Annotated in this window: 13 protein-coding genes; 6 read left to right on the plus strand and 7 right to left on the minus strand. The window is 69.5% G+C overall.

Annotated elements, in window-relative coordinates; translation table 11 throughout:
- Positions 1 to 29: 29 nt before the first annotated feature.
- On the minus strand, positions 30 to 842 hold the full coding sequence (locus ACX80U_RS13640; RefSeq protein ID WP_133080306.1) for an ATP-binding cassette domain-containing protein: 813 nt from the start codon (positions 840 to 842) through the stop codon (positions 30 to 32).
- Between the two features lie 255 nt (positions 843 to 1,097).
- Here ACX80U_RS13640 and ACX80U_RS13645 point away from each other — a divergent pair, with 255 nt between their 5' ends.
- Positions 1,098 to 1,514 carry a CoA-binding protein gene (locus ACX80U_RS13645; RefSeq protein WP_208740213.1) on the plus strand — a complete coding sequence of 139 codons (417 nt, stop codon included), beginning with the start codon at positions 1,098 to 1,100 and terminating at the stop codon, positions 1,512 to 1,514.
- Positions 1,515 to 1,517: 3 nt separating this feature from the next.
- On the opposite strand, the gene ACX80U_RS13650 is transcribed toward ACX80U_RS13645, so the two are convergent.
- Positions 1,518 to 2,387, minus strand: a complete 870-nt coding sequence (locus ACX80U_RS13650) for a DUF1206 domain-containing protein (protein ID WP_133080308.1) — start codon at positions 2,385 to 2,387, stop codon at positions 1,518 to 1,520.
- 184 nt (positions 2,388 to 2,571) lie between these two features.
- On the opposite strand from ACX80U_RS13650, the gene ACX80U_RS13655 reads away from it, so the two are divergent.
- From ACX80U_RS13655 to ACX80U_RS13670, 4 genes are all read left to right on the plus strand, one after another.
- Positions 2,572 to 3,138 carry a DUF1990 family protein gene (locus ACX80U_RS13655; RefSeq protein ID WP_133080309.1) on the plus strand — a complete coding sequence of 189 codons (567 nt, stop codon included), beginning with the start codon at positions 2,572 to 2,574 and terminating at the stop codon, positions 3,136 to 3,138.
- A gap of 129 nt (positions 3,139 to 3,267) precedes the next feature.
- Positions 3,268 to 4,674 carry an acetamidase/formamidase family protein gene (locus ACX80U_RS13660; RefSeq protein ID WP_459268838.1) on the plus strand — a complete coding sequence of 469 codons (1,407 nt, stop codon included), beginning with the start codon at positions 3,268 to 3,270 and terminating at the stop codon, positions 4,672 to 4,674.
- 263 nt (positions 4,675 to 4,937) lie between these two features.
- Positions 4,938 to 5,864, plus strand: coding sequence for a hypothetical protein (locus ACX80U_RS13665; protein WP_459268839.1), 927 nt, complete (start codon positions 4,938 to 4,940; stop codon positions 5,862 to 5,864).
- A 98-nt stretch (positions 5,865 to 5,962) separates the two neighbouring features.
- Positions 5,963 to 6,682, plus strand: a complete 720-nt coding sequence (locus ACX80U_RS13670; RefSeq protein WP_133080312.1) for a sortase domain-containing protein — start codon at positions 5,963 to 5,965, stop codon at positions 6,680 to 6,682.
- A gap of 108 nt (positions 6,683 to 6,790) precedes the next feature.
- Here ACX80U_RS13670 and purL read toward each other — a convergent pair whose 3' ends face one another.
- From purL to ACX80U_RS13690, 4 genes are all read right to left on the minus strand, one after another.
- Positions 6,791 to 9,064 carry a phosphoribosylformylglycinamidine synthase subunit PurL gene (gene purL, locus ACX80U_RS13675; protein ID WP_459268871.1) on the minus strand — a complete coding sequence of 758 codons (2,274 nt, stop codon included), beginning with the start codon at positions 9,062 to 9,064 and terminating at the stop codon, positions 6,791 to 6,793.
- Positions 9,065 to 9,078: 14 nt separating this feature from the next.
- Entirely contained in the window at positions 9,079 to 9,876 is a 798-nt protein-coding gene (gene purQ / locus ACX80U_RS13680) for a phosphoribosylformylglycinamidine synthase subunit PurQ (RefSeq protein WP_133080314.1), read from the minus strand.
- Positions 9,873 to 10,133 (minus strand): phosphoribosylformylglycinamidine synthase subunit PurS, encoded by a 261-nt coding sequence (purS, locus tag ACX80U_RS13685; protein WP_133080315.1) that lies wholly within the window; start codon positions 10,131 to 10,133, stop codon positions 9,873 to 9,875. Before purS ends, purQ begins: the two co-directional genes overlap by 4 nt.
- Before the next feature lie 277 nt (positions 10,134 to 10,410).
- Positions 10,411 to 11,001 carry an SSI family serine proteinase inhibitor gene (locus tag ACX80U_RS13690; RefSeq protein ID WP_459268840.1) on the minus strand — a complete coding sequence of 197 codons (591 nt, stop codon included), beginning with the start codon at positions 10,999 to 11,001 and terminating at the stop codon, positions 10,411 to 10,413.
- A gap of 168 nt (positions 11,002 to 11,169) precedes the next feature.
- Here ACX80U_RS13690 and ACX80U_RS13695 point away from each other — a divergent pair, with 168 nt between their 5' ends.
- Positions 11,170 to 11,922 carry a DUF7793 family protein gene (locus ACX80U_RS13695; RefSeq protein WP_459268841.1) on the plus strand — a complete coding sequence of 251 codons (753 nt, stop codon included), beginning with the start codon at positions 11,170 to 11,172 and terminating at the stop codon, positions 11,920 to 11,922.
- Positions 11,923 to 11,967: 45 nt separating this feature from the next.
- Here the strand turns inward: ACX80U_RS13695 and ACX80U_RS13700 are convergent, their stop codons facing one another.
- A complete protein-coding gene (locus tag ACX80U_RS13700; RefSeq protein ID WP_459268842.1) occupies positions 11,968 to 12,855 on the minus strand; it encodes a 3-methyladenine DNA glycosylase in 888 nt (295 codons plus the stop codon).
- Positions 12,856 to 13,042: the final 187 nt, after the last annotated feature.

Consider the following 13,042-nt stretch of genomic DNA (forward strand, 5'->3'; position numbering starts at 1 on the left):
TGCTGCCGGGGAAAGCGCGGGAACGGGCTCTAGTGCCCGGTGACGCCGAGGAGGGAGAGCAGCGAACTGCGCAGCGCCCCGAGGTCGGCCGCATTGCGGTCCCTCGGGCGTGCCCCGGGCACGGCGATGAGTTCCGCGACGGTCGAACCCGCCGCCTCGTCGTCGCCGCGGCCGAGGACGAGGATCCGGTCGGCGAGCTGGAGGGCCTCGTCGACGTCGTGCGTGACGAGCAGCACGGTGGTGGGCTGGGCCCGGTGGATGTCCAGCAGGAGGTCCTGCATCTTGATGCGCGTGAGGGCGTCGAGGGCACCGAAGGGTTCGTCGAGCAGGAGCACCCCGGGATTCCGCGCGAGCGCGCGGGCGAGCGACGTGCGCTGGGCCATGCCGCCGGACACTTCGCGCGGCCTGTGCTTCGCGAAGCTGTCCAGGCCCACGAGCTTCAGCAGTTCGAGGACCTTGGCCTTGCCCGCGCTCGCACTGGAGGACCTGGGCAGGCCGATCGCCACGTTCGCCTGCAGGGAGTGCCAGGGCAGGAGCCGTGGTTCCTGGAACGCGACGGCGCACCGTTCGTCGATGCCTGTCACGGCGGTCCCGTCGATCAGGACCTCGCCGCGGTCGGGGATGTCGAGTCCGGCGGCGGCGCGCAGCAGCGTGGACTTGCCGCATCCGCTGGTGCCGAGGATGGCGAGGATCTCCCCGGGCTTCACCTCCACGGTGACGTCCCTGAGCACGACCCGCCGGTCGTTCGAGGAGCCGAAACTGCGCCCCAGTCCGGAGAATCGGACCCCGAGGGCCTGCTTGGTGGAGGTCTGGGTGCTGCCGGGTGCCAGAACTGTGGTCATGGTGTCTCCATCGGTCCTGGCGGTAGCACCCTACGGAGCGAGCCTTGGCCACCGCACGCGGTGGTTCCCGTGGCTCGAACCTCGTTATCGTCCGTCACCAGGGGGATGCGGACGACCAGGGTTGCTGCGGCTTCACTGATCCAGGTCTCTCGGCCGCTCGGGATGGTCACTCCTATGAAACGCCCGCCGTCCATCAGGAGCAAAATAGGGCGTGTAACAAAGGCTGTAACAATCGAGGGAGAAACAGGAGGCGGCGTGGCACACCAGAACGATCCGCGAGTGATTCGGAAACTGTTGAGCGAGCACGGCCGCTGGGCAGTGGTCGGGCTGTCCGACAACCCGCGGCGGGCCGCCGTGGGCGTCTCGCGCTTCCTCATGGATCGCCTCGGCATGGAGATCGTCCCGGTGAGTCTCAAGGGCGACGACGTCCACGGGCAGACGGGTTACCGGCGCCTCGCGGACGTCCCGGGGACGATCGACGTCGTGGACTGCTTCGTCAACTCGTCCCGGGTGGGCGCGGTGGTCGACCAGGCCATCGCCGTCGGGGCGAGGGCGGTGTGGCTCCAGCTCGGCGTCATCGACGAGGATGCGGCCCGGCGCGCTGCCGACGCCGGGCTCGATGTCGTCATGGACACCTGCCCGGTCATGGAGGCTCCGGCGCTCGGGCTCTAGACCTCACATGCGCTGGTACTTGGAGCGCACCACCATGAACACGCCGTAGGCCATCAGCCCCAGCGCCACGGCACCGAGGAGCCAGACGCCGAAGGGCTGTTCCCGCAGGGCCTTGAGAGCACCGTCGATCCCCGTGGACTGTTCCGGGTTGTTCGTCACGGTCGCGACGATCACGAGGATGCCGAGGACTCCGAGGGCGAACCCCTTGGCGATGTAGCCCACCGTCCCGAACAGGACGACGGCGCTGCCGGCCCGTCCCGGCGGGAGGCCGGAGAGCTTCTTCCGGAACCGCCGTGTGGCACCGCTGTAGATGAAGTAGCCGCCCACCACCAGGATGCCCACGCCGATCGCGAGGAGGAGTGCGGCCCCGGCCGGATGGGACATCAGGGAGGCGCTGAGGGAGCTGGTGGTGCTGCTGCTGTCACTGGAGCCGCCCATCGCGAAGCGCCCGAACGTGACACCGATCGCCGCGTAGGCGACCGCCTGGCCACCGCTCTTCAGCCGGAAACCGAGCTTCTCCTTGTCCGGGACGGCTTTCGCACCGAGGAACACCTCGCTGAGCTGGAACAGGGCGAGGGCGATGCAGCCGATGAAGCAGAACCAGAGGAGGAACGACCCGCCCGGCGAGCCGGCGAGCTGGCCGATGGCCCCGCTCTGGTCCGCGCTGCCGGAGCCGCCGCCTGCCAGGCGGAGGGCGATGAAGCCGATCAGGAGGTGCAGGATGCCCGCGGCGATATAGCCGGCGCGGGCTGCGAGTTCGAAACCCTTCGAATTGACGGCCTCCTCGGCTGCATCGGACGCCCTGTCGGCCGCGTCCCTGCCCGAGTGCCCCGCCTTCTTGGAGTACTTGTTGGATGCCGTGCCTGGTGCCATGGGAATTCCGCCTCCTCGTCGGCTCGGCGGGCGTCGCTGCTGCGGTCCCGGACCGGCCCGGACCTCCATCCTGCCACTGCTCCGCCCGCCCTGGACAGTTCCCGGTCCACTAGGTTGGAGCGGAGGGATTTCGGGCAGTGCCGACGGGTGGTCGGGCTGCCCCACATCGACGGGGAGGGCACGGATGGAGCAGTTCACGTACGGGGAGCAGGGAGCCACCGATCGGCCCTTTCCCGAGCCGCTCGACGGCGGGTGGCCCAGCGGGTACACCGTGATGGTGGAGACCCATGAGCTCGCGACGGATGATCCGTCTGCCGCCTTCACGGCCCTGACCGAGGGAATCCTCACCTGGGAGCTGCACCGCCGTGCCGGGCTCACCATGGAGTCCGGGGCGGATCGGGCGGCACCCGGCGTCCGCGTCGTCTCCGGTTTCGGCCTCGGCCCCGCGCGGATCAAGGCACCCTGCCGGGTCATCTGGTCGAGGGCACCACAGCTCGACGGTGCGGGCAGGGCGGTGCCCGGGCAGCGCGGCGGCTTCGGGTACGGCACGCTGCCCGGGCACCCCGTGCGGGGGGAGGAGGCCTTCTACGCCGAGCTGACCGCGGACAACCGCGTGCTGTTCAGCTGTGCCGCCTACAGTCTGCCGGCCGGCCCGCTGTTCCGGCTCGCGGCCCCGGTGACGCGGCTGACTCAGCGGTACGTCCTGTCCCGGTACACGAAAGCGGCACGCGCCCTGGCGGGCGGCGCCTGACCTCCTGCACGCCATCAGCGGGCGCTCGCCGGCAGTTGCCGAAGGACTTCTTCCGGAATCGGGTCCGAAACCGCCCCGTAACCGACCGGTACTAGCTTGTGAATCTCGATGACCCGGAGAGGATCCAGCATGGACGACGTAGTAGGGCAGGAAGCTGCCGAGGTGCTGACGGACGGATTGGGCAGGCGGACATTCATGGGGGTCGTGGCCGCACTCGGCAGCCTCTCGGCCGCATCGGTGGCCGGGGCACCGTCGGCGCTCGCCGCTCCGCCCGTCGCCGGGCGGATACCGGCCGCACCCGGCAAGCCTCCCGGTACGCCCGGCAACGGTCCCGGTGGGAGTACGTCGCGGGGTGGCATCCTGCAGCCCGGGCGCGGCAGCATCCGGGGCGACCACTACCTCTCCTCCACGCCGGACGAGGTCCTCTGGGGCTACGTCCCCACGGTCCACGCCGCGCCGGTGATGACCATGCGGTCCGGCCGCACCGTCACCATCGATGCGCTCTCGCACGAGGGCATCCTCGAGGACCAGGGCCGGAACCCGCTCGAGTACTTCGGTGCGCTCGGCGTGGGCAGCGACTCCGTGCTGCAGGACGCGGTGGACGTGGCGGGCGGCTACCGGCGCACGGAGCGACGGTTCGACGTCGACGGTCCGCACATCGTCACCGGACCGATCGCCGTCGAGGGAGCCGAACCCGGCGACGTCCTGAAGATCGAGACGCTCGAGGTGCTCCCGCGCGTGCCCTACGGTGTCGTGTCGAGCCGGCATGGAAAGGGCGGCCTCGCCGTGCAGCCCGGATCCACGCCTCCTGCCGGGATTACGCTCGATGAGGTCATGCCCCCGGTCGCCACGGACAACCGGGCATCCGGCATCCCCTCGGACTACGGCAACGTCTCGGTGTTCACGAGGATCGACAAGGGCCAGGGCGTGATGACCAGCGGCGACATGAGCGTCCGGTTCCCGCTGCGGCCCTTCATGGGGATGATGGGCGTCGCCTTCGCGGACGCCGGCGGCCTCACCGCACCCGAGGCGAACTCCGTGCCTCCCACGCTCGGTGGTGGCAACATCGACATCCGCCATCTCGGCGCCGGCTCCACCTTCTACCTGCCCGTCACCGCGCCGGGCGCCCTCTTCTACGTGGGTGATCCGCACATGGGCATGGGTGACGGGGAGGTCGCCCTGACGGCGATGGAGGGTTCACTGCGCGGTACCTTCCGGCTGACCGTCTGCAAGCCCGGAACCGGGGATGCCCCGTCCGTGGCCTACTCCTATCCGTTCGGCGAGACGAAGGACGCCTGGATCCCGATCGGCCTCTCCGACCCGGACGGCCTCGCCGGTGGAGGAGTCTCCGGCGACCTGAACGTCGCCATGCGCCGCGCCATCATCAACGCGCTCGACTTCCTCGAGCACGACCGCGGCATGGAACGTGCCGTGGCGTACGCCTACCTCTCCGCGGCGGCGGATTTCGCGGTCTCGCAGGTCGTGGACCGGACCGTGGGCGTGCACGGGCTCATCGCGAAGGCGCATTTCGGCTGACGCCCGATGCCAAACCGTTACCGTTCCGGACTACTTGTTTTCATTGCCCGGGCAACACAACCACCCTAGGTTGAGAAGTACAGCGGTTGCCCAGGGTGATCCCAGCTCGTTCTGGGACGACGCCCTGATCCGGGCGATCAGCGGAACACAATTTATTTGTTCGCGGCGCCCTCCGACCGAGGGCGCCGCTTGCGGATGGGGACGCAAGCTGCGCCGTCGGGGACCGCCCGCGGGATACTACGTGTTTCAGGAGAAGCGCACACATGATCGTTGCAAAGAAATGGGTTGCTGCCGGATCGACGGCCACCCTCCTCGCCGGTGGACTGTTCCTCGGAGCTCCGATGGCGTCCGCCGCACCGGGTGACGCCGCCTGCCTGCAGGCTTCGACGCAGTTCAACGCGGCACTGGGTGCTGCCGGTGTCGACCTCACCTTCGTCACCCAGTTCGAGACGGTGACGGCCGCCGTCGTCACCGAGGGCGAGAAGCTCGTCGCCGTGACGGCGTCGCTGAACCTCGACGCCCTCGTCGCTGAGGCCGACCGGACCGACCTTCTTGCCGGGGAAGCCCAGCTGGCTGTCGAGAACGCCAAGATCGCCGTCGAGGCTGCCGTCGCTGCGGCCATCGAGAAGGATGAGCAGGGCGACGGGAACCCTGAGAATGACAAGCTCGTCACCGATGCGCGCGCCAATCTCCTGGCCGTGTCCCTCCAGGAGAGCACCGCAGTCGAAGCCGCCGTTGCTGCTGCAGCCGCTGCGGAGCTCGCCCTGAACGACCCTGCGCTCCTCGAAGCACAGGGCAACCTCGAGGAAGCGTCTGTCGCAGCCCAGAACCTGCTGCAGCAGCTCAGCGGAGACGCAGTGCTCGCACAGCAGCTCCTCGACCTGTTCAAGGCGTTCCTCGCCGCCTGTGATGCCGGCGCCATCGGCGTCGACCCCGTGACGCCCGTCGTGGTTCCCGCGGCGCCCGTAGCGCCGGTAGCACCCGTCGCAGCTCCCGCTGCTCCGGTCACTCCCGGAGCAGTCGTGAAGGCTCCTGCCGGCACGAACAAGGGCCTCAACGTGCAGACCGCCGTCGCCACCGAGGACAACAGCGCAGCCGTCACCCTCATCGCGGCACTGCTCGCGGTCGGCGTCGCGGTCCCCGTGGCCACCGCCGCCCGCATGCGCCGCCTCGAGCGCGCACAGCGCTAGCCCCTCGGCTGCCGTCGCCCGGGACCCTGATTGCACGACCTCGGTTCCGGGCGACGGCAGGCATCCTCCACCCCCCCCGAACCAGGACAGCGCACCCCATGGAACAGCACGGCATCCCGGACGAAGCCCTCGACCAGGAGACGGGCACTGTCTCGCGCGGACCGGTGAGGGCACGCCCGAGGAAGCGCTGGCTCGCACTGCCGCTCGCCGCGGCCGCCGCCCTGGCCATCGCCGTATCGGTCCTCCCGCCCGACCCGGCGGGAGCGCCCGCGGACGCATCGTCCACCCTCTCCGCCGTAGCGACGCCGTCGTCCACCGCCGGCACCACCACTCCTGCTGCCGCACCGAGCCCGGCTCCCGCCGACCTCGGGCCCGCCGCCTCGCAGCCCACCGGGCTCTCCTTCCCCGCAGCGGACATGGACATGGCCGTCCTTCCGCTCACCCCCAGTGATGCGGACCTCGCGGCACAGACCCTCGTGCCGCCGCTCACCGTCGACGCCTACTGGCTCACGTCCTACGGCGTGCCGGGAGCCGGCTCGAACAACACCACGTACATCGCCGGGCACAGCTGGGACGGCAAGGACGCCCCCTTCAACCGGTTGAGCGACGAAGCCCTGGTGGGCAGCGAGTTCGTCCTCACCACCGGGACGGGGGACATCACCTACGTGGTCGACTCGGTGATCACCCACGACAAGGACACGCTGAAGGACAGCGACATCTGGAACATCGTGCCCAACCGCGTGGTGCTCATCAGCTGCTACACCGAGGACCCCTGGGGCAAGAACGTCGTGGTCACGGCGATGCCGAAGGCCGCCTGACCGGCCTGACCGGCTCGAGCGAGCGACGGGCGGCAGCCGTGACCGTCGGGTAAATACAGGAGGCCGCCACCCGGTGGGGTGGCGGCCTCCTGTCGGTCCGGGTCCGTACTAGCCGAAGTGCCTGGGAAGCGTGCCCTCGTGCGCCTCGCGGAGCTGGTCGAGCGGCAGAGTGAAGTAGCCCTGCACGTCGAGCGCCTGGTTCTCCGTGTCCACCACGCCGATGCGGAGGGTGGGGAAGTTCCGTGCGGTGCACATGTCGTTGAAGCGCACCTCCTCCGAGCGGGGGACGCTGACGACGGCCCGCGCCTGGCTCTCGCTGAACAGTGCCGTGAACGCGTCGATGCCGTCGCGCTCGCACAGCTCGTCGATGCCGATGCGCGCGCCCACACCGAAGCGCAGCGCCATGTCGCTCAGGCCGGCCGCAAGCCCGCCCTCGGAGAGGTCGTGCGCGGCGTCGATCATGCCGTCGCGCGAGCAGTTGACCAGGATCGCGGCGAGGGTCCGCTCCGCGGCGAGGTCCAGGGCCGGCGGCTGCCCGCCGAGGTGCCCGCGCAGGTTGGCCCATTCGGAACCGTCCAGCTCGTCCGCCGTCGTCCCCAGCAGGTAGATGGCCTGGCCGTCCTCACGCCAGCCCGACGGTGTGCGCCGTGCGACGTCGTCGAACACGCCCAGCACGCCGACCACCGGGGTGGGGTGGATCGCCACGCCTCCGGTCTGGTTGTACAGCGAGACGTTGCCGCCGGTCACGGGCACGCCGAGCTCCTGGCAGGCGTCCGCGAGACCGCGCACGGTCTCCGCGAACTGCCACATGACCTCGGGGTCCTCGGGGGAGCCGAAGTTCAGGCAGTCGGTGACCGCGAGGGGCTGGGCGCCCGACGTCGCCACGTTGCGGTAGGCCTCGGCGAGGGCCAGGCGCGCCCCCTCGTAGGGGTTGAGGTAGGAGTAGCGGCCGTTGGCGTCCGTCGAGATCGCGATGCCGAGGCCCGTCTCCTCGTCGACGCGGACCACTCCGGCGTCGTCGGGCATGGCCAGCGCCGTGTTGCCCTGCACGTAGCGGTCGTACTGGTCGGTCACCCAGTTCTTCGCGCACATGTTCGGCGATGCCATGAGTTCGAGGACTGCCTCGCGCAGGTCGGCGGGCCGCTCGGCCGCGAAGGCGTCCGCCTGGACGCCGTCGAGCCACTCGGGACGGTGGTAGGGACGCTCGTAGACCGGTCCCTCGTGGGCCACGGTGCGGGGGTCGACGTCGACGATCTTCTCGCCGTCCCACTCGATGATGAGGCGCCCCGTGTCGGTGACCTCGCCGAGCCAGGAGTACTCCACGGACCACTTGTCCATGATGGCCTCGAAGGCAACCATGTTCTCGGGCGTGACCACGGCCATCATGCGCTCCTGCGACTCCGACATGAGGATCTCGCCGGGCGTCAGGGACGGGTCGCGCAGCAGCACGTTGGTGAGCTCGACGTGCATGCCGCCGTCGCCGTTGGACGCCAGCTCCGACGTCGCACAGGAGATGCCGGCGGCACCGAGGTCCTGGATGCCCTCCACCACGGAGGCCTTGAACAGCTCGAGGCAGCACTCGATGAGGACCTTCTCGGCGAACGGATCACCCACCTGGACCGCGGGGCGCTTGGACGGCTTGGCGTCGTCGAAGGACTCCGAGGCCAGCACGGACGCGCCGCCGATCCCGTCGCCGCCGGTGCGGGCGCCGAAGAGGACCACCTTGTTGCCGGCGCCTGATGCGTTGGCGAGGCGGATGTCCTCGTGCCGCAGGACGCCGACCGCGAGGGCGTTGACCAGCGGGTTGCCCTGGTAGACGGAGTCGAAGACCACCTCGCCGCCGATGTTCGGCAGGCCGAGGGAGTTGCCGTAGCCGCCGATGCCCGCGACGATCCCGTGCACGAGGCGTGCGGTGTCGGGGTGGTCGATCGCACCGAAGCGCAGCGGGTCCATGACGGCGACCGGGCGGGCGCCCATCGAGATGATGTCGCGCACGATCCCGCCGACGCCGGTGGCCGCGCCCTGGTAGGGCTCCACGAAGGAGGGATGGTTGTGGCTCTCCACCTTGAACGTCACGGCCCAGCCGTCCCCGATGTCGACGACGCCGGCGTTCTCGCCGATCCCGACGAGCAGGTGCTCCTTCATGGCCTCGGTGACCTTCTCGCCGAACTGGCGCAGATGCACCTTCGAGGACTTGTAGGAGCAGTGCTCGCTCCACATCACGGAGTACATGGCGAGTTCGGCACCGGTGGGGCGGCGGCCGAGGATCTCCTCGACGCGCTGGTACTCGTTCTCCTTGAGGCCGAGTTCGGCCCACGGCAGCGCCTGGCCGGGGGTCGCCTCGGCGTTCGCGACCGTGTCGATGTTGAACTTCTTGGACATTGTCTCTGCGGTCACTAGCCCACCAGTTTCTTGAGTACCGAGGTGAAGATGCCGAGTCCGTCGGTGCCCCCGCGGACATCGACGTTCCCGCGTGCCGAGGAGTCGGGGCCGAAGCCGGCCTCCACCGCGTGCTCGGGGTGCGGCATGAGCCCGACGACGTTACCCGCGGCATTCGAGATGCCGGCGATGTCGCGGCGTGAGCCGTTCGGGTTGCCGTCGACGTAGCGGAAGACCACGCGGCCCTCACCCTCGAGCTCGTCGAGCGTGTAGTTGTCCGCGACGAACTGGCCGTCCTGGTTCTTGAGCGGGATGACGATCTCCTCGCCCTGCCCGTAGTCGGAGGTCCAGAAGGTGCCGTTGTTCTCGACGCGCAGGCGCTGGTCACGGCAGATGAAGTGCAGGTCGTTGTTCTTGATCATCGAGCCGGGCAGCAGGTGTGCCTCGGTGAGGACCTGGAAGCCGTTGCAGATGCCGAGCACGGGGAGGGCGTTCTCCCCACCCGACGCCGCGGCAGTGATCTGCTCCATGAGCGGGGCGAAGCGCGAGATGGCGCCCGCCCGCAGGTAGTCGCCGTAGGAGAAGCCGCCGGGGATGATCACGGCGTCGACGTCCTGGAGGTCGTGGTCGCCGTGCCACAGGTGGATGGCACTGCCGCCGGCGAGCCGGACGGCACGGACGGCGTCGCGGTCGTCGAGCGACCCGGGGAACGTGACGACGCCGACCTTCACGCCGTTCAGGGGGCTGTCCTCGTTGTTCGAGGCGACCGGCTGGGGTCCGCCGATGAGGGGCGTCTCGGTGTTCGGGGCGCTCACTGCGCGTCCTCCTCGAGGACCTCCACGCGCGTGACATCCTCGATGACGGGGTTGGACAGCAGCGTGGCGGCGGCGTGGCGGGCCTGCTCGAGGACCTCTTCCGTGACGTCACCGTCCACGGTCAGCTCGAAACGCTTGCCCTGGCGGACCCCAGCGAAACCGGTGAGGCCGATCCGGGGGAGCGCTCCGGCGATCGCCTTACCCTGCGGGTCGAGGATCTCGGGCTTGGGCATGACGTCGACAACAATCCGGGGCATCCGGCAACTCCTGTGCGTGAGCGGCGAGTGCTGGGGGTCCAGCATTGAATGCAGTAGCCCGGAAGTGCCGTCTCACGCCGTATCTGGGTTGACACCGGCGCTCCGCGAGCTTGCCCTGCAAGTCTACCGGGGATTCGGTGCGGGCCAGTCCGGCGTCGTGTCCGCTTCCGGCAGCGCTGTCGGCGTCCGTCCCACTGATCGGCTCCGGCCGGTGGGCAGGATCGAACATGCCCACCGGGCGCGGTCGATCAGGGGGAGGAGCGGCACCCGGTAGTCCTTACTGCGCCCCCGGTGTCCCGAGGATGTCCTGCGCCTTGTTCCATCGGGAGATCTCGCAGCCGTCGGTCAGGGAGAACGCCGCCAGAACGGGCGTGCCGTCGATCTCACCGCTGATGCTCGCCGTCTGCGGCCCGCCGTACTGCTGCGTGCAGATGATGTCCTTGCTGGGCCGGGCTGTGAAGAACGTCGAGCCGAGCCGGGCGAGGGCCGCGCAGGCGGCGTCGGCGCCCGGAAGCGTCGAGGCGGGCCCGGGAGCGCCGTCGACGCATTCGAGGACGTACTGCACGGGTTCGGCAGCGGCGTCCTGCTGGAGGGTGACGGTGAGCAGCGCGGCGACGGCCGACGACGGAGGGGCGGTACCCGTCGCGGTGGGAGCGGGGCCGCCCGACGTCGGTGCCGGGGTCCCGGACGGCGCCTCCGAGGGTTCGGGGGTGGAGGACTGCATGGTGCTCTCCTGCTCGGTGGGTTCGGTCGCCGGTCCGCCCTGCGCGCAGGCGGAGACGGTGAGGACGAGGGCTGCGAGGGCGATCGCCAGGCGCACGACCGCCCGGTGCGGTCCTGCTGCCGGCAGCAGGGCGGGAGGTGTCATCGGTGTCCCCTTCGGCTGGTCTCCCAGCTTAACGGGTGGCGCAGCATTCGTTCCTGACGCTCCCGACGCCGCGCGGGGAGAACTTCGGTGCGGACGCGCTGTTGAAAGTGCACGGTCGGGAGGCGACGATGGCATTGATGCCGTGCCGACGAGTAAGCGGAGGTGCCGATGGCGGGCCCGGACGAGGTGTCCATTCCTCGCTACACCCTCAGTGACGACGGCGATCTCCTGTGCCTGCGCTGGGCGCCCGGCGTCACGATGCAGGCGGAGGACGTCCGCTCGACGATCGCCGCGGTCACCGCCGCTTCTCCCGGTGGCAAGCGGCCCCTGCTGGTGCACATCGGGCTGGTGGAGCGGATCACGGCGGAAGCGAAGCAGTTGCTGATGGGTGACACCTGTTCCGCGCGCACCGCCGTCGTGGGTGTCGACGAGGTGGGCAGGGTGCTCACGGCGTTCAATTACCGGTCCGCGACGCCCAGCAGGTACTTCACGGACGAATCCGACGCGATCGCCTGGCTGACGGGGGACACGGGCGTGGGTGGCGTCGCCGCCCGGCCCGAGCCGTTCACGGCGGAGATGCGGGGGGAGGTGCTGTGGCTCGAATGCGAGGCCGACACGGATGTCGACGACACTGTCGCATCAGCCGTGGTCAGCCGGGTCACCCAGCTCTGTCCGTCCGTCTGCCCGCCGATGCTCATCCATCTCAACCACCTGATCTCGTTGACGGAGGATGCATTGCGCATCCTTGCCTCCGGGCTGGACATCGCGGCCTTGGCCGTCGTCGGAACGGAAGCCGGGGATCCCATCATCACCGCGTACTACAAACAGCAGCACGACCCGCCCTACCCGACCAGGCACTTCACGACGACCGGCGACGCAGAGACCTGGCTGAAGGACTGCTTCCGACGAGGAACCGAGTGATGCAGGACCCGGGCCAGGGGCGGCGGCCCGTGCCGTCGAACCGGCTCAGGCCCAGGAGTCGAGCGCCCGCTCCAGGCTTTCCGAGAGCCGTTCCCGGAGCGCCTGGGACTCGTGGGCGAAACCGCGCTGCAGGCGGACGTACTCGGCCTTGCCCTCGGTCGTCTCGATCGGGATCGGCCGGTAGCCCCAGTCCGAGAGGTCGTAGGGGGAAGCCTGCATGTCCATCGCCCGGATGCGCCAGGAGAGTTCGAAGCAATCCATCACGATCTCGCTCGGCAGCAGGGGGGTCAGCTTGTACGCCCACTTGTAGAGGTCCATGTTGGCGTGGAGGCAGCCCGGCTGCTCCAGGTCCCGCTGCGTCTCCCTCGTCGGCGCGTACTCGTTGAGGGGGACGGCCTGCGGCGTGTAGAAGCGGAAGGCGTCGAAGTGCGTGCAGCGGATACGCGCCGATTCGACGACGTCGTCCGTCCCTGCCGCACCGAGGCGCAGGTCGAGGTACTCGTGGCGCACGCCGTTGACCCCCGAGCGGTAGGCCATCGCCCATTCGTGGAGCCCGAAGCAACCGAACTGCGCCGGCCGTGCGGCCGTCCGGGCAAGGATCAGCCGGGCGAACTCGACGGCGTCGCGCCGCTCCTCGATGAAGGTCCGGACGTCCACCCGGACGCCGTCGTCGTGCGCCGTGTAGTACTTCCAGCCGCCGCGCCCGGCGGCCTCCGCGCCTTCCAGCACGACGCCGGCCCCGGGATGCCAGCGTAGGAGCCGGCCCGGCTTCTGGTTGTAGTAGGTGAAGAGGAAGTCCTCGACGGGATGCTTGGCGCCGCGTGACCGCCGGTCCAGATAGGGCTCGGCGAAGCGTGTCACGCGTTGCCTGTGGCGCCTCTCGCGATCCTGCCAGTCGGCCTCGGCGAGGCGGGGCAGGAGATCGGCGTGCATGGATCCATTATCACCCCGACCGGAAATGGTAAATATCCTGTGTAAATTCTGGATGACGCGGGCTGAGTCGGCTGGTGGGGCTGTGTTGCCTGAGGTAAGTTTGTGCTCGCCGTGGCGGCTGTGACTGCTGTCACAACTCGGAAATCCTATCCAGGAGAGCCACGGCACAGGGGGAACGGCCATGGCC

The sequence above is a fragment of the Arthrobacter sp. TmT3-37 genome (assembly GCF_054510835.1).